This is a genomic window from Salinicoccus sediminis, from assembly GCF_000986795.1.
GTDB lineage: Bacteria > Bacillota > Bacilli > Staphylococcales > Salinicoccaceae > Salinicoccus > Salinicoccus sediminis.
In genome coordinates, this window is sequence record NZ_LAYZ01000002.1 from 37,109 (window position 1) to 55,463 (window position 18,355).

The window sequence follows — 18,355 nt, forward strand, 5'->3', positions numbered from 1 at the left end:
AGAGAGATACGTGAGTGAAGAACTGAACGACCAGATAGCGGTCAGACGTGAAAAGATGCAGCAGCTGATCGATCTCGGAATCGATCCATTTGGAGAAAAATTCGAACGCACGGCATATACGGATCGTCTCAAAGCGGAGTGGGACCAGTTTACGAAAGAGGAACTGGCTGAGAAGGAAGATGTTTCCGGCACAGTGATTGCAGGACGGCTGATGACCAAACGCGGCAAAGGCAAGGCGGGGTTTGCCCATATCCAGGATATCAACGGGCAGATCCAGATCTATGTCCGCAAGGACCAGATCGGCGAAGAGGCTTTCGATATATGGAACCAGTCGGACCTCGGTGATATTGTCGGTGTCAAAGGTGTCATGTTCAAGACGAATACGGGAGAGCTTTCTGTGAAGGCGCAGGAGTTCACTTCGCTGACAAAGGCACTCAGACCGCTGCCGGATAAATACCACGGACTGAAAGACGTCGAGGAGCGTTACCGCAAACGCTACCTGGACCTGATTACAAGCGAAGATTCCAAAGGGACGTTCATCAAGCGCAGCCTGATCATCCAGGAGATGCGCAATTATCTGAACCAGCGCGGCTTCCTCGAAGTCGAGACGCCGATGATGCATACAATCGCCGGCGGGGCGCAGGCGCGTCCTTTCGTCACACATCACAATGCGCTCGACATGGAACTGTTCATGCGCATCGCGATCGAACTTCATCTGAAACGGCTGATTGTCGGCGGTCTTGAAAAAGTCTATGAAATCGGCAGGGTATTCAGGAACGAAGGGATTTCCACAAGGCATAACCCTGAATTCACAATGATCGAGCTCTATGAGGCGTATGCGGACTTCCATGACATCATGGACCTTACAGAAGAAATGATTGCATATATCGCAAACCACGTAACAGGCTCCATGATCGTCCAGTATGACGGTCAGGAAATCGACCTGACACCGAAGTGGAGACGTGTGCACATCGTGGATGCCGTCAAGGCACAGACGGGCGTCGACTTCTATGAAGTCAGGACGGATGAAGAAGCCCATGCGCTTGCCAAAGAGCGCGGCATTGAAGTCCAGCCGTCCATGACCTACGGCCACATACTGAACGAATTCTTCGAGCAGAGAGTGGAGGATACGCTTGTCCAGCCGACATTCGTATTCGGTCATCCGATCGAGATTTCACCGCTTGCGAAACAGAATCCGGAAGATCCAAGATTTACAGACCGTTTCGAACTCTTCATCGTCGGACGCGAGCACGCCAACGCATTTACCGAGCTCAACGACCCGATCGATCAGAGGAAACGTTTCGAAGCACAGGTGGCTGAAAAGGAAGCGGGCAACGATGAAGCCCACGAAATGGATGAGGACTTCCTCGAGGCGCTCGAATACGGCATGCCGCCGACAGGCGGACTCGGCATCGGCATCGACCGTCTTGTCATGCTGCTGACGGACTCCGCATCCATCAGGGATGTGCTTCTGTTCCCTTATATGAGGATGAAATGATGTAAAGGTACCATAATGATGCACCCGGGGGCTCCCGGGTGTATTATTCCAATAATAAAAACAGCGAAAGTGTTGACGAAAATACTGTTCATGGTATATTATATAAAAGTCGACGTTATTAATAAGCCCTACAGGAGAATTAGCTCAGCTGGGAGAGCATCTGCCTTACAAGCAGAGGGTCGGCGGTTCGAACCCGTCATTCTCCACCATTAATAATAGCCGGCCTAGCTCAATTGGTAGAGCAACTGACTTGTAATCAGTAGGTTGGGGGTTCAAGTCCTCTGGCCGGCACCATTCACTATAATGCGGAAGTAGTTCAGTGGTAGAACATCACCTTGCCAAGGTGGGGGTCGCGGGTTCGAATCCCGTCTTCCGCTCCATTTTTATTAAGCGGTCATGCCGTTTTATTTTTTTTGAAGCAAACAACTCAAATTTTTATATATGCGCCCGTAGCTCAATTGGATAGAGCGTTTGACTACGGATCAAGAGGTTAGGGGTTCGACTCCTCTCGGGCGCGCTTGTACAGCCACGGGAAGTAGCTCAGCTTGGTAGAGCACTTGGTTTGGGACCAAGGGGTCGCAGGTTCGAATCCTGTCTTCCCGATTTATATTACGCGGGTGTGGCGGAATTGGCAGACGCGCTAGAATCAGGATCTAGTGTCTTTAACGACGTGGGGGTTCGAGTCCCTTCACCCGCATTTTTCTATATATGTTTCATGGGGGCTTAGCTCAGCTGGGAGAGCGCCTGCTTTGCACGCAGGAGGTCAGCGGTTCGATCCCGCTAGTCTCCACTTTTTTTAATTACATAGTGGGGGCCTATAGCTCAGCTGGTTAGAGCGCACGCCTGATAAGCGTGAGGTCGGTGGTTCGAGTCCACTTAGGCCCATTCAAAAAGCACGGAAATATCCGTGCTTTTTTATTATGGGAAAATATCCCCGAGAAATGCGGCCAGTATATCCATGATCTCCTCCGCGCTCTTTTCGCCGATGCCGATGAGAACTGTATCCGCCAGTCCCTCCGCATGCGAATACTTGCTGCCGTGGACCAGGCTGTGTTTTTCGGCCGGGGCGCGGAGATCTGTGCCGGGCACCCGCAGCATGAAATGCATGCCGGTATGGTCCCCGTATATTTCGATGCCTTCATATTCCCCCCTGAGCCGCGCGGTGACGGCCTCCATCTTTGTACGGTATATTTTGCGCACCCTGTTGATATGCCGCTCCAGGTAACCGCGCTCCATGAAACGGGCGACGATGAGCTGCATCTGCCGCGGCACATTGCAGGACAGCTGTTTTGCATAATAAAGTTCCGCCAGACTCTTCGGCAGCACCATGCAGGAGAGCCTGAGAGAGGGATAGAGGGCCTTTGAGAACGTGCTCATGTAAATGGTCCGGTCGTTCTGATCGAGTCCCTGCAGGGAGGACAGGGGCCGTCCTGTGTATCTGAACTCACTGTCATAGTCATCTTCGATGATGTATGTGCCTGCGGCCCCTGCGTGGTTCAGCAGCTGGATGCGCTTTTGAAGCGATAGCACAACACCGCTCGGAAACTGATGGGAAGGAGTGACATGGACGACCGGGTTGGAGAGGGCCTGCACGGTTCCCGTATCCACGCCGTCCTCTCTGACCGGGGCGAAATCGACTTTGATGCCGAGCCTCTCCAGCACCTTTTTGACGACGGGATAGCCCGGGTCCTCGATTGTCATTGCCGGGTGGCCCATCAGATAGAGGACCTGTTCGAGCAGGTATTCCGTGGAGGGCCCGATGAAGATCTGGTCGGTTGAACAGATGACACCCCGGTTGATGTGCAGGTAATGCCTGATCTGTTCCCTGAGCCGCCTTTCACCGCTTTCATCACCGAGGTTCAAAAGCTCATCATCCGAAAAGACCTCCCTGGCGATATGCTTCAGTACATCACTCTGGACAATCGTCGTATCCACCGTGCCCGGAGGGAGGGCATAGTGCTTTTTCTCTTTTCTCACTATATCGGCTGCGGTCTCCCTGACCCCCGCTTCCAGCTGTGCGACGGGGGTGACGAAATAGCCGCTTTTCTCCCTGCTGTATATCAGGTCTTCATCCAGCAGGCGGCCGTAGGCATTTTCAATCGTCGTCTGGCTGATGGAAAGGTCGTGCTGCAGCTGGCGCTTGCTGGGGAGTTTTTCATCATTTTCAAGCTCCCCCCGGATGATCTGCTGCCTGATGGTGTCATAAATCTGTTGGAATAAAGGGATATCCGAATTCTTATCCAGACTGATCAGCATAATCTGACCTCCTCAATCTATTTCAAACTGATACTTTAGAGTATTCAGATTTCATTCTATACTATTTTAGTATAATCGCAATAGGAAAGGGAGTCGTAAGCATGCAGCAGACAGGAACTGAAAGGGTCAAAAGAGGAATGGCGGAAATGCAGAAGGGCGGCGTGATCATGGACGTCGTCAACGCGGAACAGGCCAAAGTCGCGGAAGCGGCGGGAGCCGTTGCGGTCATGGCGCTTGAACGTGTGCCATCCGACATCAGAGCGGCGGGCGGCGTTGCAAGGGCGTGCGATCCGCGCATCGTCGAAGAAGTGGTGGATGCGGTATCCATACCGGTCATGGCGAAGTGCAGGATCGGCCACATCACCGAAGCGCGGGTGCTGGAGTCACTCGGGGTGGACTATATAGATGAATCTGAGGTCCTCACACCGGCGGATGAAGTGTTCCACCTCAAAAAGGATGATTACACCGTGCCGTTCGTGTGCGGCTGCCGCAACATCGGCGAAGCGGCAAGACGGATCGGGGAAGGCGCCTCCATGCTGCGCACGAAGGGGGAGCCGGGCACCGGCAACATCGTCGAGGCGGTGAGGCACATGAGGATGGTGAACCAGGAAGTGCGCCAGATTTCAGTGATGAGCGATGACGAGCTCATGACCGAGGCGAAAAACCAGGGCGCACCATACGATGTCCTCAAGGAGATAAAGATGCTCGGCAAACTGCCGGTCGTGAACTTTGCGGCAGGCGGGGTCGCGACACCGCAGGATGCGGCACTCATGATGGAACTCGGTGCAGACGGCGTATTCGTCGGCTCAGGCGTATTCAAGTCGGAAAATCCGGAGAAGTTCGCCAAGGCGATCGTTGAAGCAACGACGCATTACCAGGACTACGAACTGATCGGCAGGCTGGCGAAGGAGCTCGGCTCGGCGATGACCGGCATCGATATCAGCCAGCTGTCGCTGGAAGAGAGGATGCAGGAACGCGGATGGTGATGAAGATCGGCATACTCGCCCTGCAGGGGGCTGTGAGGGAGCATGCGCGCCTTGTCGAAGCATGCGGCCATGAAGCGGTGCCCATCAAACGGGTGGAGGAACTTAAGCATATAGACGGCCTCATCCTCCCGGGCGGCGAATCCACCACGATGCGCCGGCTGATGGACCGCTACGGTTTCACAGAGGTGCTCCGTCAAAGCAGCCTTCCCATGTTCGGCACATGCGCCGGATTGATACTGCTTGCCGAAAACGTGACAGACCAAACCTGCGGCCACTTGGGAAAGCTCGATATCACTGTCGCGAGGAATTCATTCGGCCGGCAGGTGGACAGTTTTGAAGCACAACTGGATGTTAGAGGCATAGACGAAAAGGCGGAAGCGGTCTTCATCCGGGCGCCGCATATCGTGTCGGCCGGCAGCGGCGTGGAGATCCTGTCCGAAACGGCCGGCAAAACCGTCGCGGTACGTTCGGAACGCCACCTCGGCATTTCATTCCATCCGGAGCTCACCGATTCCACGGTATTCCATCAGTACTTCATTGATATGGTCGCATCCCTTGCCGCAGAAACAATACGATAAAACCAAAAAGCGCAAGATCAACATGAGTTGATCTTGCGCTTTTCATCATTCTGCATCTTCAAGTACTGAATCGAGGAATTCGGTGTTGACGAGCCCTTCGATTTCATCTGAAGGTGTGTATTCAGCCTCGCTGCTGATGGTCGCCATTTCCTGCAGGACCTCCTCATTGATCTCGTAGGTCGGGTTCAGGCGCTTGCTGGCCTCGAGTGTCTCCTCATAATCGAGTTCCTGGCCGGAAATTTCAGCAATATGGTCGACGAATATCTGCACGGCCTCCTCCTGGTTCTGCTGGAAGAATTCGACGGCCTTCATATGTGCACGGATATAGCCTTCTGTGAGTTCGGGGTTGCTGTCCGTGAATCCCTGGCGGGCGGTCACGACTGTGGTCGTGGATTCGGTGCCCCATGCGAACTCCTCTTCATCGAGCAGTATGTCCGCGTCCGCCTGGTTTTCAAGGAATACACCCCACGGCTCCTGTGTGGCCGCGGCGTCCACATCGCCCTGCAGGAAGAGGGTGGAAGTGTCGGCGGGTGCCTGTGGCACCATTTCAACGTCGTCTGCAGTGAGGCCTGCATCTTCAAGTACTTTGCGCAGCATGATGTCCTGGGTGGAGCCGATGGTCGGAATGGCGATTCTCGCACCCTTCAGATCCTCCACGCTGCCGATGCCCGCATTCTCGGCTGTCGCGAGTACCGCACCGCCGTTTACGGCACCGGCGATGATCTCATGGGCCGGGTTTCTCAAATAAGTATTGGTCGTCGGGGAGGGGCCGACGGTACCGATGTCGAATTCATCCGTCGACATCGCCTCCATGAACGCGCTGCCGTCGGGGAATGTCATCGTATCGATTGAAATGTCCTCTCCGAATTCCTCCTGGAAGTAGCCGTTCTCAAGAGCGATTATTGTAGTGATATGCGTGAAGTTCGGGAAGTAGCCGATGCGCACTTCTTGCGCCTCATCTTCTGAAGCGCCGCCGCAGCCGGCGATGATGAGCGTCATCATGATTAAAAAGCCGATGAGTGTCTTCTTCATGTAACCTATCCTCTCCTTTTATGTTCTGAGTCCCCATTTTCTGGCGACAGAGCGTTCCATCCTGAGGAACACCTGGTTGTCTATGATGGTACCGATGAGGCCGATGACGATCATGATCGAAAGTACCAGATCCATGGCCTGTGTGGAGCGGCCGAGGTCGAGCAGATAGCCGAGCCCGCCGGCTGCGCCGAGCAGCTCACCGGCCATGATGGCGCGCCATGCGAATGCCCAGGCGACCCGGAGCCCTGAAATGATATGGGGCACGGAAGCGGGCAGTATGACGGTCCTGAGCAGGTGTGATCCTGAAGATCCGAGGGTTCTCGCCGCGTTGATGTAGATTGAGGGCACGTTCTTGAACCCGGCGCTTGAGTTGACGGTCATCGTCCACGTGGCACCGATCGCCACGATGAATAAAATTGCCGTGTTGCCAAGTCCGAACCAGACGATTGCGAGCGGGAACCAGACGATGCTCGGGATGGACTGGAGCGCTGTGACGAAGTAGCCCAGCGTATCATCCACCCATTTGAAGCGGGCGATCAGGAAGCCGAATGTCAGGCCGAGGACTACGGCGATCAGAAAGCCGATGAGCAGCCGGCTGAGCGTCACTCCGGTGGCTGCGAGTATCTGGCCGGACATTACGCCGCCGACCAGCGTCTTGAGCACTGTGACACCGCCGGGCACGCTCGGGATGATCAGGGGCGGGAACATGAAGGTTGGAAAGATCCCGGCCTTAGATATGACTTCCCATATCGCTATGATCACTATCACGAACACGACTCTTCTCAAGATGGTAGTCATCGCCAAATTCCTCCTTAAGCACTTTTTCCATTTCCTCTTCCAGCTCTTCCATCACACGCCTTTCCAGGTCAACGACATTGCTGTCGGCGGGATCCCTGGGCCGTGCTGCCTGCACGGTGAACTCCCTTTTCACCGCGCCGGGTCTTGTGCTCATGAGCAGCACCCTGTCCGAGAGTGTCAGTGCTTCCCTGATATTATGTGTGATGAACAGTATCGTCTTCCCCGTGTCCTGCCAGATCCTCTGCAGTTCCTTGTGCAATACAAGGCGCGTCTGTTCATCAAGTGCCGCGAACGGTTCGTCCATCAGAAGGACATCAGGATCCATGACGAGTGCACGGGCAATGGCCACACGCTGCTTCATGCCGCCGGACAGCTCGTGGGGATACGAACCTGTGAAGTTGGCCAGATGGACCATTCTGAGCCCCTCCATTGCCTTTTCATGGGCTTCCTCTTTGCTCATCTTCTTGCGCAGGAGCCCGTATGTAACATTTTCAATCACTGTCATCCATGGAAACAGTCCACCCTCCTGGAAGACGACCACACGGTCAGTTCCGGGGCCGGTGACTGTCCTGCCATTCATCAGCACTTCCCCGGAAGTCGGAGCATCCAGGCCGGCGACCAGTTTCAATATCGTGGATTTGCCGCATCCCGACGGACCGATCAATGATACAAATTCGCCCTCGGAAATATTGAAATCAATGTCATCCAGAACCTCAAGCGTCTCCCCTTTACCTTTCTGGAATGATTTGTTGACTTCCTTCAAACTGACTTTCATGGTGCGCACACCTCCTTTAATTCCTACTAAACATATAAGGATTATATGCCAGTTTATGCATGCCTGTCAAGGAAGCATGATAAAGAAAAAGGTCCATATCGTCCATGATGCCCCGGCGAAATATCAGCATAGTATTGCGACGGATTGTTTTATATGAGAGGAGACAAAAAAATTCCGGGAACCGTCCCGGAATTTTTGCTTTATTGCCTCATTGTATCATCTTCATAGTTCTTCCTGTCTTCATCATCCGCCATTTCCCCGGACGATTTGTTTTTTCCTTTCACCATCGGTACTGCCATGATGATGCTGAATATGATACCGATCGGGATGCCCAGAGCCCAGACATAGGTGTAATTTCCGGTCAGTATGGAAATCATCAGACCGAAGACCAGACCGACGGGTATTCCTATGACAAATGCTGTCGCGACAGTTTTCGCATCAAATTTTCCACTCATGCCAATCCCCTTCCTTGTAAAAAATCATCATATGCTTTACGGATTCATTATTCCTCTACCCGAATCAGGGGTTTCTATGCTTGATGCTGAATAATGAAAAGCGGCTGCACCCGGGGCGCAGCCGCTTTTCATACAATATCATTCTTTTTGTTTCGGCGGTGTCTTGTCCGCACGTCTTCTTCCGTACATGTAACCTGCAGCAAGCCCGACGGTAATGCCGAAAATGATGCCTGCCGGTATGAGCATGACATTCCAGAACAGGATGTACGCGAGGAGTCCGAGAACTGCGCCGAACGTGATTCCGAGAGATATGCCCATGGCCAAATAGGTGTTTATGGTCTTTTTGGACTCGTCATCCATATCAGAACCTGCTGGTAATATATTCATCTATATATTACCATTCTTTGATTTCCCCGCGTACTTTGTAGGACAGGTTTTCCCCGTGCCGTTCTTCCAGCTTCTTCTCGACATCCTCGAGGGAAACCCCCTGATTCCTGAGGAGGACGAGGAGGTGATAGACGAGGTCGCCCGTTTCATCGATGAGTTCCTGCCGGTCATCGTTCTTTGCCGCAATCACGACTTCGGTCATTTCCTCCCCGCACTTCTTGAGCATCTTGTCTGTGCCTTCCTCCGTCAAATATGTGGTGTAGGACCCTTCCTTTGGATCATCCATCTTCCGGGCGACGATTTCCTCAAGCGTCTGCAGATTGAAGCCGGAATCGCCGAAGCAGCTGGCTGTGCCGAGATGGCATGTAGGCCCCTTCGGATCGACCTGGATGAGGAGGGCGTCCCGGTCGCAGTCGAGTGCCATTTCCTTCACCACCTGGATGTGGCCGCTTGTCTCGCCTTTTTTCCAGAGTCTTCCCTTAGTGCGGGAATAAAACCACACCACCCCTTCATCCAGGGTTTTCTGGTATGCATCTTCATTCATGAAGCCGTTCATCAGCACACGATGGGTCCTGTAATCCTGGAGGATGACGGACAGGAGTCCGCCGCCTTTTTCAAAGTCCGGTTTCATGCGAGCCTCACCTCGAATCCTTCGTCCTGCAGCTTGTATTTCAGATCTTCAATATCGACTTCCCGGTTATGGAAGATGGAGGCGGCGAGTCCGGCGGATACATCCGTTTCACGGAAAAGTTCGATGAAATGACCTGGATCGCCGGCGCCGCCGCTGGCGATGACCGGAATGTCGACAAGTTCATTTGCCCGCTTCAGGAATACGGTGTCGAACCCCTGTTTTACACCGTCATGATCCATGCTTGTGATGAGCAGTTCACCGGCCCCGAGGGCGGCGCACTGTTCGATCCATTCGAAGGCGCGGATGCCGGTGTCCTTTGAACCGCCGTGTGTGAACACGAAATAATCCGCTTTGGCGGCATCGTATTTCACATCGATGGCGATGCATATGCACTGGCTGCCGAACACGTCGGCTGCTGTCTTTATCAGTCCGGGCTCCCTGAGTGCAGCGGAATTGATGCTGACTTTGTCCGCGCCTGCAGCGAGCAGCTGACGGATGTCGCCGACGGATGAGATGCCGCCTCCGATCGTCAGCGGGATGAAGAGTTCTTTTGCCGTATCGCGGATGACGTCGATCATCAGGTCGTGGCCGTCCTGCGTCTTTGAAATATCCAGAAAGACGAGTTCATCGGCACCTTCCTCATTGTATCTTTTGGCGAGCTCCACAGGATCTCCGATGTCACGGAGACCGATGAAATTCACGCCCTTGACGACCCGGCCGTCCTTGACGTCCAGGCACGGGATGATTCTTTTCTTTATCATTTGATATCCCTCCAGAATGAGTCGTTGTGGCTGGCCTTGCCGACAATCGCATCCCGGACGCCCAGTGATTCAAGCTTGTCCAGGTCTTCCTTGTTCCTGATACCGCCGCTTGCGATGACTTTGTGCCGGGTCAGTCCGTTGATGCGCCGGGTGTTCCCGAAGTTCGGGCCCTGGTTCATGCCGTCCTTGTTTATATCCGTGTAGATGATGCCGGCGATATCCAGATCTTCGATCTCCCTGATGTATTCGTCGATGGTGATATCACTGTTCTCCGTCCAGCCGTTGACATAGATATCATTCTCCCTGGCGTCTGTGCCCACGAATATGCGCCCGGGGAACTCCCGGACGGCTTCCTTGAGCCAGCCAGTATCCAGGATCGCCTTTGTGCCGAGTATGAAGTAATCGATGCCGATTCTGTCATATTGCCGTATGGTCTCCATGTTTCTCAGTCCGCCGCCGATCTGGAGGGGGAGATCCGTCTGAGATTTGAGTTTTTCGATTACGGTCGATTCCTGCGCATCCTGTTTGAGAGCGCCCATGAGGTCGACGATGTGGATGCGTCCCACCTGCCTGAAGCCGGAGTAGAAGCGGATGGCTTCTTCCGGTGTGCGTTTCATTGCTGTTTTCTGACCATAATCCCCCTGCTTCAGGCGGACATTTTTGCCGTCGATGATGTCGATGGCCGGAATGATATTCATATCAGAAGCCTCCTTCTATGGCGGTTTTCAGTATTTCCAGTCCGGCGTCCCCCGACTTCTCGGGATGGAACTGGATGCCGATGATGCTGCCTTTTTGGACGACAGCCGGCACCTCAATGCCGTATCCGGTGGTGGCGATCGTGTCTGCTCCTCCTGTGACCATATAGCTGTGGATGAAATAAACATCCCTGCCGTCCAGGGACCCGCATTCGCTGTTCAAAGTATTCCAGCCGAGGTGGGGGATGGTGAACGGTGTATCCATTCTGCGGACATGCCCTTTCAGCAGACCGAGACCTTCCCTGTTCCCTTCGGAACTTGATTCGAACAGAAGCTGCATGCCCAGACAGATGCCGATGATCCGCTTCGATCCGGCGATTTCAAGCAGTGTGTCTTTTATGCCGAGTGATTCAATCGACTGCATTGCATTCCCGAAATGCCCGACTCCCGGCAGGATGACGGTGTCGCAGCTTTCTAACTCACTCTGCTCACTGGAGAGGAGATATGGATATCCCAGCTTGTCCAGAGCGTTTTTGACATTTTGGATATTGCCCAGGGAATAGTCGACGATGCCAATCATTCAATGACTCCTTTGGAGGAGGGAATGCCAGACCCGCTGGCCTTTAGCGCTGCTTTCAGGCTTCTCGCGAACGCTTTGAACACCGCTTCAATTTCATGATGCGTATTACCACCCTTGAGAAGGTCGATATGCAGCGTCATCCTGCTGTTCATGCTGAGGGCGTTGAAGAATTCCAGGACGAGCTCTGTATCGAACGTGCCGACTTTCTCTTTGGAGAATTCCGCCTGGAAATTCAGATGCGGACGTCCCGACAGGTCGAGCACAACACGCGCCAGAGATTCATCCATGGGGATATATGTCGTTCCGTAACGCTGATACGACTCCTTTTCTGTATAGAGTTCCCGGATCAGCTGGCCGAGTATGATGCCCACATCTTCGACTGTATGATGGTCATCCACTTCATTATCGCCGTCTGCCTCCACTTCAAGGCAGAGTTCCGAATGGAAGCTGAGGAGGGTCAGCATGTGGTCGAAAAAGCCGACATTTGTGGAGATCTTTGATTCTTTGAATGACTTTTCATCATCGAGTGAAATGGAAATCCGTGTTTCCTGTGTCGATCTTTCTTTCCTGATCATATTGTGTGCTCCATTCATTGATTAATTTTTCGAGACCCGTATAATCTTCAAGCCTGATGATGGAGTAGCGGACGACATCGCCTAAAGGCGATGTATCGTACATCCTCGGCTGATAGCCGTTTTCTTTCAGGTACTCTCCGAGAGACCTTGCGTTCCTGCCGTAGGTGAAGATGAAGTTGGTACTGGACTCGATTGTCTTTATCTTGTCCCCGACCGGGCGGAATGCCGCGGCAAGCTGTTTTTTTGACGCCAGCTGGTAATCTGTGAATTTTTTCAGTTCATCCCTGTCTTCGAATATCCTTGATGCAAGATTCAAAGAGAGGGAGTTCACAGGATAGGGGTGGTTCAGCCGGGTGATGCGGCTGAAAGTTTCCCCGTCCGCAACTGCGATGCCCACCCTGAGTCCGGCAATGCCGAAAATCTTGCTGAGCGTGCGTATGATGATGACATGTTCCCCCGCAGGTCTCCGGTAGGCTTGTGCGAATTCAGCATATGCTTCATCCAGCACGAGATAGCCGCCGGCATCTTTCATCGCCTGTGAAAGACGATCGAGTGTTTCAGCATCAAAGAGCTGTCCGGTCGGATTGTGCGGCATTGATATCAGAAACAAAGACGGCCGATTCTTCTCGATGGAGCGTACAACTTCATCAAAGTTGAAACGGAACTCTGCATCACAGGGCACCGTGTAGAACGGTGCGTCCGTCTGCCTGGAATACTCCTCGTACATGACGAAGTCGGGGGAGAGGGCCATGACGCCACGTTGTCCGAGCGTCATAATCGTCTTCTGTATCCATTCATCAGAGCCGTTGGCGACTTCCACCTGTTCCGGCCGAATGCCGTAATAATCGGCGTAGAGCTGTTTGAACCGGGTGATTTCATCACTCGGGTATTCATGGAAGACTGTATTTCTTGCGACTTCCCAGACAGCTTCATCGGAAAGCGGGGAGAGCGGACTTGTGTTCCTGTCCATGTGGATCATCTGATCACTCCGTTCTTATTTTCAATGATTGATAATGTGCATCCAGCTGTTCCTGTTCCGCAACTGTCATCGCCGATTCTGCGATATCACCAAAAGTATCCTCAGTGAGTGAGATGACCGCGTGGCTTGTCAGAAAGTCGTTGACGTTCAACCCGTGGCTGAAACGCCCCGTCCGGTCTGTCGGCAGCACATGGGACGGGCCGGCTGCATAGTCGCCGATGGCTTCTGGAGAATAGTATCCTTCAAATACCGCGCCGGCATACTTGATATTGCGGATGATCATATCGGCATCCCTGTGCTGCACGGAAACGTGTTCCGGCGCAATGTGGTTCACCAGTGCGAGGAGGGACTGGCGGGAATCCACGACTGCGTAATGGTTATTGTCGATGGATTGCTTTATGATTTCGGCACGCGGCTGACGGTCAATCAGATCCCTCATCCTGTCTTCGATCCGGTCGATGATCTCCTGGTCTTCGCTGAGCAGGAAGGTGCGTGCATTTTTGTCATGCTCCGATTGTGCAAAAATGTCATAGACGACTGCCTCCACATTGACATCCTCATCCACATAGATAAGGATTTCGCTCGGTCCGGCGATCATATCGATGCCGACCTCCCCGAACAGCAGGCGCTTGGCAAGTGCGACATAGTAGTTGCCGGGGCCGACGATTTTGTCCACTTTGGGTATGGATTCCGTGCCGAATGCAAGCGCTGCGACCGCCTGGGCGCCGCCCACGGTATACACATTCTCTACACCGCATATATGGAGGGCGGCGAAAGTGATGTTGCTGTCCTCGAATGTCGGTGTCACGACATGTATTTCGTCAACGCCCGCTACCATCGCCGGGACGACCGTCATGAGCACGCTGGAAGGGTACAGCGCCGTTCCGCCCGGCACGTATACGCCGACTTTCTCAAGCGGATGGTAGACATATTTGAATTCTCCGTCATCCCGGTCTTCGTATCTGATCATTCTCTGGTAGTCTTCGATGCGTCCCCTGATCTTTTCAAGTGCCCGCCTCCTGTCCTCCGGCAGTGCATCATAACTTGCCTTGAGTTTTTCCGGGGGAACTCTGAATGTGCCGGGGGCACGCCCGTCGAATTTTTCCGTGTACGACCGGAGAGCTGCATCTTTGTCTCGCCTTACATCTTCTATGATTTCCATTACACCGCGCATGCCTTCGAATCCGGCCGTTTCCGTCCGGTCCTGAAATATTTCCCTGAATTCCAGTGCATCCATCAGACCACCCCGATTTCTTTCAAAAATTCATATATTCCGTCTTCCTTGGTATAGAATGTGCGCTTGTTTGCGATGAGCCGGGCATGTATGTCCATGATCTTTTCGTATTCGATCAGTCCGTTGTCCCTGAGCGTGCCGCCTGTCTGTACGATGTCGACGATTGCGTCGGACAGTCCGAGAAGCGGCGCCAGTTCGACAGAACCGTTCAGATGGACGAGCGACACATCCATTTTCCTGTTTTTGAAGTGTTCGAAGGCGACATTCGTATATTTGGTTGCGATGGTGCCGAACGCTTCCTGCCCCGGCAGGGCGGCAACGGAGAAGTGGCAGTCACCGAACGGCAGCTGGGAGACGTTCAGGATGTTGAACTCATTTTCAGCGATGATATCCGAACCGACGATTCCGAGATCCGCCACGCCGCTTTCGACATAGGTCGGGACGTCGGGGCCTTTGGCGAAGATGAATTTTACATCATCCACTACAGTGTAGAGGGACCGTGTTTCACCGGTCAGCGCCCCGATATAATCATTCAGTCCGTTTTCTTCCATATATTTGATGAAGTCTTTGAAAAGACGTCCTTTTGTCAATGCAACAGTAATCATAGGAGACCTCCATTGGACAGGTTCACCGCAATGCCGAATGCACTGCTGTTGTATTCGCCGCCGCTCAACAGCGGATAGTCATGGTCCAGGAACACCTGGAAATAAAATCCGTTGTAGTATGACTGCGGGGAGCGGAATGACAGGTCCAGGATGAACTTCATGCCGTACTTCCTGAGATATTCGTCGAGATGGTTGAGAAACTTCATGATATCCGTCTCTCCGAATTCCCTGTTCACAAGTGTAATCTGATCGCTGACTTTCGCCGTCATCAGTTTATAGAGCGGATGCGTCCGGCCCAGGCGCTTTTGCAGTTCGGACAGGTTCTTTTCATGGACAAGTTTGCGGATGTCCCCGGGAAGTCCATACTTTTCGATATACAGATCGAGGAGTTTGTCGTCATTGACGACAATCGAGCTGAATTCACGGCCGTATGTTTCTCTGATGAATGACAGGTGCATATCGATGCTGTCCAGCACGTCTGTCTCTGTCGGACCATAGAGCTCCACGCCAGCCTGATAGAATGTTTTATAATTCCTGACCACCGGTCCGAAGTATCCGAAGAAACGGTGGCTGAGGTAGTAGTTATCGTTATAGTTCAGGAGGGATCTCGTCCAGTCGCTGCGGATGGAGAAGAGCTGTTCATTCTTTTCGAAGATGATTGTGGAGGAATGGTGCCGTTTATCATCAATCCGGAACGGTTCCACCATGTTCATATCGATCAGCTGGTACCCTTCATCATCAAGCAGCCGGGTATAGTCCTGTGCAAGTGCCAGACGGTTCATAATCAATTCGTTCTTCATAGGCTGTCTCCTTTAATACTTTAGCGTGATAAAGAGTAATCAATAAATAGAATAGTAACAAATAAAACTATCCAATGCAAGACATTTCAGACAATTGATTCAACACTTTAAATAGCTAAAGTGTTTTGTTATGATGGTCGTATTAATGGAGGGAACGCCATGCAGATAGATAGACTGAGAGGAAAAGAACTTGATGACCTGTTCGAAGGAATCATGAAACTCGAGAATCTCGATGACTGCTACCATTTTTTTGATGATCTCTGCACCACGAATGAGCTGGTGTCGCTCAAGCAGCGCTTCCAGGTGGCCAAGAGGATCAAAGAAGGGCAGACTTATCAGAAAGTGCAGGATGAAACCGGGGCTTCAAGCGCCACAGTCTCACGGGTGAAACGGTGCCTTGATTACGGCAGTGACGGCTATCACAGGATCATAGACCGTATGGAATAAAAACCGTATGCGGGTTTGTGCCGCATACGGTTTTTCGGTTCGCAGTCATATTTCTATCACCTGCAAAGTATTCATTATCTCCGTTTTGATATCATCGGTCCGCCATTCGCGCTGATAGCCGAGGCAGGCACATATATATGTGAGGTTGTCCTGCCTGAATTGGTGGCGGAAATGGACGTGCCCCATGATGCTGTATCTGATGGGATACTTTTCATACAGTGTATCAAAATCCGAGGTGCCGATGAATGCATTGAAATAGTCGAAAAGGCGGTGGGGCATGGGGACGGCATATCTTCTGTTGGTGACAACATGAGTCATCATGATGATGTTCCTGCCATCGGTTTTTTCCATGTCAGTCTCCACTTTGTCCGCAAAGACCCTGGATAATTCCCTGTCATGCATCTGCCAGTCCACCTTCAGCTTATCCTGCCAGGTACCGCCGTAGAATTTTCCTCGGGCGAGCTTCTCATCACCGAAGCGCTCATCTGCATAAGTATAGTCATACCAACCGCTGTGGCCGACAATTGCCCAGTCGTCATTTACGATGTAGGGCGATTCCAGGAGACTGCCCGGCATGTGCTTATAGAATTCATACACATCCCGCGTCGTCATATCCTCGTTGCTTTTGAGCCAGTAGTCATGGTTGCCGGGTACGAAGAGAATCTCCATCTCCGTGAGGCTGCGCATGTTTTCAAGGAATTCCGCAGTCATTGTATAATGACTGGAAACATCTCCGGCAATGAGCAGGAGATCCAGTTCGCGGGATTTCACTTCCTCCGACAGCAGTGTTTCATATGTTTTGATCCCTATATCCCCGCGATCGATATGCAGATCGGAAATGACGCCAATTTTCATAATGAATCTCTCCGTCTTTCTATTGTTGACTTCAATTCTATCATTCTGAATTCCAAATGCCATTTTGGGAGGCTGCCGGGCTTGAGAATACAAAAAGGAGACCGGATCCGGCCTCCAATGTAAAACGGTATTTTATTATGCGAAGAAACCGACGATTGTTGCTGTAAGCAGACTTACAAGCGAAGCACCGTAGACGAGTTTGAGGCCGAATTTCGCAACTTTGTCGCCGCTTTCGTTATGAAGCCCCTTGACAGAGCCTGCAATGATGCCGATGCTTGAGAAGTTGGCAAATGAAACAAGGAATACTGAAATCATCGCCTGTGACTTCTGGCTGAACTGATCGGCAATCGCCTGATAGTCGAGCATCGCTACGAATTCATTGGTGATGAGCTTCGTCGCCATGAGTGCACCTGCCTGCTGTGCTTCGGACCACGGGATGCCGATGAGGAATGCAATCGGCATGAAGATGTAGCCGAGCACATCCTGGAATGTGATGCTGACACCGGGGATGAGCAGGAATGCCTGGTTCAGGATGGCGATCAGTGCGATATAACCGATCAGCATCGCTGCAACGGTCATGGCGACTTTGGCGCCGTCCATGATATAGTCCCCGAGAATCTGGAAGAAGGATTTGCCGTCATCCGGGCTGCCCCCGATGTCAGTGGCAGCCTCTTCCTCTTCTGTCAGTATATAAGGATTGATTACGTGTACGATGACATATGCACCGAACAGGTTGAGCACGATTGCTGCAACTACATACTGCGGCTCAAGCATCGTCATGTATGCGCCGACGATGGACAGTGAAACGGATCCCATGGACTGTGCTGAAAGTGTGTACAGCCTGTGTGTTGTCAGTTTAGGCAGCTGGTTTTTCAGGGAAATGAATACTTCGGACTGTCCGAGAACCATGGATGCTGCCCCGTTGTATGATTCAAGGTAACCCATGCCGGTCACTTTGGTCAGCAGGATTCCCATTCCGCGGATGATGAGCGGGAGGATCTTAGTGAACTGCAGAATACCAATCAGTGCGGAAATGACGATGATAGGCAGGAGAACATTAAAGAAGAACACGTCTGCAGGCGTGCCGTCTTCAAGCGTTGTCAGGTCCCCCATTACGAACGCAACACCTTCTGCTGCGAAACCGAGCAGCACGTTAAATCCATCAGCCAATACGCCGATGACCGCCTGTCCAGCGCCTGTCGAGAGAAGAAGGAATGCAAAAATCAGCTGGATGGCGAGAAGAACGAGGATGTTCTTCCAGTTTTTGAAGGCGAGTTTACGGTTGCTGCTGGCAAGCCATGCTAAAAACAGCGTGAAAGCAATGCCGATAATACCCAGTAGAATACTCAATACAGTCACCTCATAAATTTTTTATTTACAACTATGTATGGATTCATTATGTGCGTTTTAAACCTGGTTGTAAAATAG

21 protein-coding genes and 8 tRNA genes are annotated in these 18,355 nt (G+C 52.3%); 12 read left to right on the forward strand and 17 right to left on the reverse strand.

Annotation, left to right across the window (positions count from 1 at the left end):
* Positions 1-10 precede the first annotated feature (10 nt).
* The 9 genes from lysS to WN59_RS03985 all read left to right on the forward strand — a co-directional run bounded on the left by lysS (position 11) and on the right by WN59_RS03985 (position 2,383).
* Positions 11-1,498: a lysine--tRNA ligase gene (lysS, locus tag WN59_RS03945; protein WP_046513004.1), complete on the forward strand. Its 1,488-nt coding sequence runs from the start codon at positions 11-13 to the stop codon at positions 1,496-1,498.
* Positions 1,499-1,631: 133 nt separating this feature from the next.
* Positions 1,632-1,707, forward strand: a tRNA-Val gene (locus WN59_RS03950).
* Between the two features lie 9 nt (positions 1,708-1,716).
* Positions 1,717-1,792: transfer RNA gene (locus WN59_RS03955), tRNA-Thr, on the forward strand.
* Between the two features lie 11 nt (positions 1,793-1,803).
* Positions 1,804-1,878, forward strand: a tRNA-Gly gene (locus WN59_RS03960).
* A 63-nt stretch (positions 1,879-1,941) separates the two neighbouring features.
* A tRNA-Arg gene (locus WN59_RS03965) sits at positions 1,942-2,015 on the forward strand.
* A 12-nt stretch (positions 2,016-2,027) separates the two neighbouring features.
* Positions 2,028-2,101: transfer RNA gene (locus WN59_RS03970), tRNA-Pro, on the forward strand.
* A gap of 10 nt (positions 2,102-2,111) precedes the next feature.
* Positions 2,112-2,195: transfer RNA gene (locus WN59_RS03975), tRNA-Leu, on the forward strand.
* Between the two features lie 20 nt (positions 2,196-2,215).
* Positions 2,216-2,288: transfer RNA gene (locus WN59_RS03980), tRNA-Ala, on the forward strand.
* Between the two features lie 21 nt (positions 2,289-2,309).
* A tRNA-Ile gene (locus tag WN59_RS03985) sits at positions 2,310-2,383 on the forward strand.
* A gap of 33 nt (positions 2,384-2,416) precedes the next feature.
* Here WN59_RS03985 and pdxR read toward each other — a convergent pair.
* Positions 2,417-3,754 (reverse strand): MocR-like pyridoxine biosynthesis transcription factor PdxR, encoded by a 1,338-nt coding sequence (gene pdxR, locus WN59_RS03990; RefSeq protein ID WP_046513008.1) that lies wholly within the window; start codon positions 3,752-3,754, stop codon positions 2,417-2,419.
* A gap of 101 nt (positions 3,755-3,855) precedes the next feature.
* On the opposite strand from pdxR, the gene pdxS reads away from it, so the two are divergent.
* Positions 3,856-4,740, forward strand: coding sequence for a pyridoxal 5'-phosphate synthase lyase subunit PdxS (gene pdxS / locus WN59_RS03995; RefSeq protein ID WP_046513012.1), 885 nt, complete (start codon positions 3,856-3,858; stop codon positions 4,738-4,740).
* Positions 4,737-5,318 (forward strand): pyridoxal 5'-phosphate synthase glutaminase subunit PdxT, encoded by a 582-nt coding sequence (gene pdxT, locus WN59_RS04000; RefSeq protein WP_197073394.1) that lies wholly within the window; start codon positions 4,737-4,739, stop codon positions 5,316-5,318. Before pdxS ends, pdxT begins: the two co-directional genes overlap by 4 nt.
* Before the next feature lie 45 nt (positions 5,319-5,363).
* Here pdxT and WN59_RS04005 read toward each other — a convergent pair whose 3' ends face one another.
* From WN59_RS04005 to WN59_RS04070, 14 genes are all read right to left on the reverse strand, one after another.
* Positions 5,364-6,350 carry an ABC transporter substrate-binding protein gene (locus WN59_RS04005; protein ID WP_046513016.1) on the reverse strand — a complete coding sequence of 329 codons (987 nt, stop codon included), beginning with the start codon at positions 6,348-6,350 and terminating at the stop codon, positions 5,364-5,366.
* Between the two features lie 18 nt (positions 6,351-6,368).
* Positions 6,369-7,148 (reverse strand): ABC transporter permease, encoded by a 780-nt coding sequence (locus WN59_RS04010; protein WP_046513019.1) that lies wholly within the window; start codon positions 7,146-7,148, stop codon positions 6,369-6,371.
* A complete protein-coding gene (locus WN59_RS04015; RefSeq protein WP_046513022.1) occupies positions 7,081-7,923 on the reverse strand; it encodes an ABC transporter ATP-binding protein in 843 nt (280 codons plus the stop codon). The genes WN59_RS04010 and WN59_RS04015 overlap by 68 nt, the downstream gene beginning before the upstream one ends.
* Before the next feature lie 200 nt (positions 7,924-8,123).
* Complete coding sequence (locus tag WN59_RS04020; protein ID WP_046513026.1) at positions 8,124-8,378, reverse strand: hypothetical protein; 255 nt, start codon at positions 8,376-8,378, stop codon at positions 8,124-8,126.
* 138 nt (positions 8,379-8,516) lie between these two features.
* Positions 8,517-8,765 carry a hypothetical protein gene (locus tag WN59_RS04025; protein ID WP_231577100.1) on the reverse strand — a complete coding sequence of 83 codons (249 nt, stop codon included), beginning with the start codon at positions 8,763-8,765 and terminating at the stop codon, positions 8,517-8,519.
* Between the two features lie 7 nt (positions 8,766-8,772).
* Positions 8,773-9,396, reverse strand: coding sequence for a bifunctional phosphoribosyl-AMP cyclohydrolase/phosphoribosyl-ATP diphosphatase HisIE (gene hisIE, locus WN59_RS04030; RefSeq protein ID WP_046513032.1), 624 nt, complete (start codon positions 9,394-9,396; stop codon positions 8,773-8,775).
* On the reverse strand, positions 9,393-10,157 hold the full coding sequence (gene hisF / locus WN59_RS04035) for an imidazole glycerol phosphate synthase subunit HisF (protein ID WP_046513035.1): 765 nt from the start codon (positions 10,155-10,157) through the stop codon (positions 9,393-9,395). The genes hisIE and hisF overlap by 4 nt, the downstream gene beginning before the upstream one ends.
* Entirely contained in the window at positions 10,154-10,855 is a 702-nt protein-coding gene (gene hisA / locus WN59_RS04040; RefSeq protein ID WP_046513038.1) for a 1-(5-phosphoribosyl)-5-[(5-phosphoribosylamino)methylideneamino]imidazole-4-carboxamide isomerase, read from the reverse strand. Before hisA ends, hisF begins: the two co-directional genes overlap by 4 nt.
* Before the next feature lies 1 nt (position 10,856).
* On the reverse strand, positions 10,857-11,432 hold the full coding sequence (hisH, locus tag WN59_RS04045; RefSeq protein WP_046513041.1) for an imidazole glycerol phosphate synthase subunit HisH: 576 nt from the start codon (positions 11,430-11,432) through the stop codon (positions 10,857-10,859).
* Positions 11,429-12,007: an imidazoleglycerol-phosphate dehydratase HisB gene (hisB, locus tag WN59_RS04050; RefSeq protein WP_046513044.1), complete on the reverse strand. Its 579-nt coding sequence runs from the start codon at positions 12,005-12,007 to the stop codon at positions 11,429-11,431. The genes hisH and hisB overlap by 4 nt, the downstream gene beginning before the upstream one ends.
* Positions 11,952-12,986: a pyridoxal phosphate-dependent aminotransferase gene (locus WN59_RS04055; protein ID WP_046513047.1), complete on the reverse strand. Its 1,035-nt coding sequence runs from the start codon at positions 12,984-12,986 to the stop codon at positions 11,952-11,954. Before WN59_RS04055 ends, hisB begins: the two co-directional genes overlap by 56 nt.
* A gap of 4 nt (positions 12,987-12,990) precedes the next feature.
* Positions 12,991-14,223, reverse strand: a complete 1,233-nt coding sequence (gene hisD, locus WN59_RS04060) for a histidinol dehydrogenase (protein ID WP_046513050.1) — start codon at positions 14,221-14,223, stop codon at positions 12,991-12,993.
* Entirely contained in the window at positions 14,223-14,825 is a 603-nt protein-coding gene (hisG, locus tag WN59_RS04065) for an ATP phosphoribosyltransferase (protein WP_046513052.1), read from the reverse strand. The genes hisD and hisG overlap by 1 nt, the downstream gene beginning before the upstream one ends.
* A complete protein-coding gene (locus WN59_RS04070; RefSeq protein WP_046513056.1) occupies positions 14,822-15,625 on the reverse strand; it encodes an ATP phosphoribosyltransferase regulatory subunit in 804 nt (267 codons plus the stop codon). Before WN59_RS04070 ends, hisG begins: the two co-directional genes overlap by 4 nt.
* Before the next feature lie 159 nt (positions 15,626-15,784).
* Here WN59_RS04070 and WN59_RS04075 point away from each other — a divergent pair, with 159 nt between their 5' ends.
* A complete protein-coding gene (locus WN59_RS04075; RefSeq protein ID WP_017550009.1) occupies positions 15,785-16,072 on the forward strand; it encodes a YerC/YecD family TrpR-related protein in 288 nt (95 codons plus the stop codon).
* Between the two features lie 45 nt (positions 16,073-16,117).
* On the opposite strand, the gene WN59_RS04080 is transcribed toward WN59_RS04075, so the two are convergent.
* Both WN59_RS04080 and WN59_RS04085 read right to left on the reverse strand, forming a co-directional pair.
* Entirely contained in the window at positions 16,118-16,927 is an 810-nt protein-coding gene (locus WN59_RS04080; protein WP_046513059.1) for a metallophosphoesterase, read from the reverse strand.
* Positions 16,928-17,062: 135 nt separating this feature from the next.
* Entirely contained in the window at positions 17,063-18,277 is a 1,215-nt protein-coding gene (locus WN59_RS04085; protein ID WP_046513061.1) for a NupC/NupG family nucleoside CNT transporter, read from the reverse strand.
* Positions 18,278-18,355 lie beyond the last annotated feature (78 nt).

Excerpts from the sequence above, each read along its gene's own strand:
- pdxR (WP_046513008.1), bottom strand. The coding sequence starts at position 3,754 with ATGCTGATCAGTCTGGATAAGAATTCGGATATCCCTTTATTCCAACAG.
- pdxS (WP_046513012.1), top strand. The coding sequence starts at position 3,856 with ATGCAGCAGACAGGAACTGAAAGGGTCAAAAGAGGAATGGCGGAAATG.
- WN59_RS04005 (WP_046513016.1), bottom strand. The coding sequence starts at position 6,350 with ATGAAGAAGACACTCATCGGCTTTTTAATCATGATGACGCTCATCATC.
- WN59_RS04010 (WP_046513019.1), bottom strand. The coding sequence starts at position 7,148 with ATGACTACCATCTTGAGAAGAGTCGTGTTCGTGATAGTGATCATAGCG.
- WN59_RS04015 (WP_046513022.1), bottom strand. The coding sequence starts at position 7,923 with ATGAAAGTCAGTTTGAAGGAAGTCAACAAATCATTCCAGAAAGGTAAA.
- WN59_RS04020 (WP_046513026.1), bottom strand. The coding sequence starts at position 8,378 with ATGAGTGGAAAATTTGATGCGAAAACTGTCGCGACAGCATTTGTCATA.
- WN59_RS04025 (WP_231577100.1), bottom strand. The coding sequence starts at position 8,765 with ATGAATATATTACCAGCAGGTTCTGATATGGATGACGAGTCCAAAAAG.
- hisIE (WP_046513032.1), bottom strand. The coding sequence starts at position 9,396 with ATGAAACCGGACTTTGAAAAAGGCGGCGGACTCCTGTCCGTCATCCTC.
- hisF (WP_046513035.1), bottom strand. The coding sequence starts at position 10,157 with ATGATAAAGAAAAGAATCATCCCGTGCCTGGACGTCAAGGACGGCCGG.
- hisA (WP_046513038.1), bottom strand. The coding sequence starts at position 10,855 with ATGAATATCATTCCGGCCATCGACATCATCGACGGCAAAAATGTCCGC.
- hisH (WP_046513041.1), bottom strand. The coding sequence starts at position 11,432 with ATGATTGGCATCGTCGACTATTCCCTGGGCAATATCCAAAATGTCAAA.
- hisB (WP_046513044.1), bottom strand. The coding sequence starts at position 12,007 with ATGATCAGGAAAGAAAGATCGACACAGGAAACACGGATTTCCATTTCA.
- WN59_RS04055 (WP_046513047.1), bottom strand. The coding sequence starts at position 12,986 with ATGATCCACATGGACAGGAACACAAGTCCGCTCTCCCCGCTTTCCGAT.
- hisD (WP_046513050.1), bottom strand. The coding sequence starts at position 14,223 with ATGGATGCACTGGAATTCAGGGAAATATTTCAGGACCGGACGGAAACG.
- hisG (WP_046513052.1), bottom strand. The coding sequence starts at position 14,825 with ATGATTACTGTTGCATTGACAAAAGGACGTCTTTTCAAAGACTTCATC.
- WN59_RS04070 (WP_046513056.1), bottom strand. The coding sequence starts at position 15,625 with ATGAAGAACGAATTGATTATGAACCGTCTGGCACTTGCACAGGACTAT.
- WN59_RS04075 (WP_017550009.1), top strand. The coding sequence starts at position 15,785 with ATGCAGATAGATAGACTGAGAGGAAAAGAACTTGATGACCTGTTCGAA.
- WN59_RS04080 (WP_046513059.1), bottom strand. The coding sequence starts at position 16,927 with ATGAAAATTGGCGTCATTTCCGATCTGCATATCGATCGCGGGGATATA.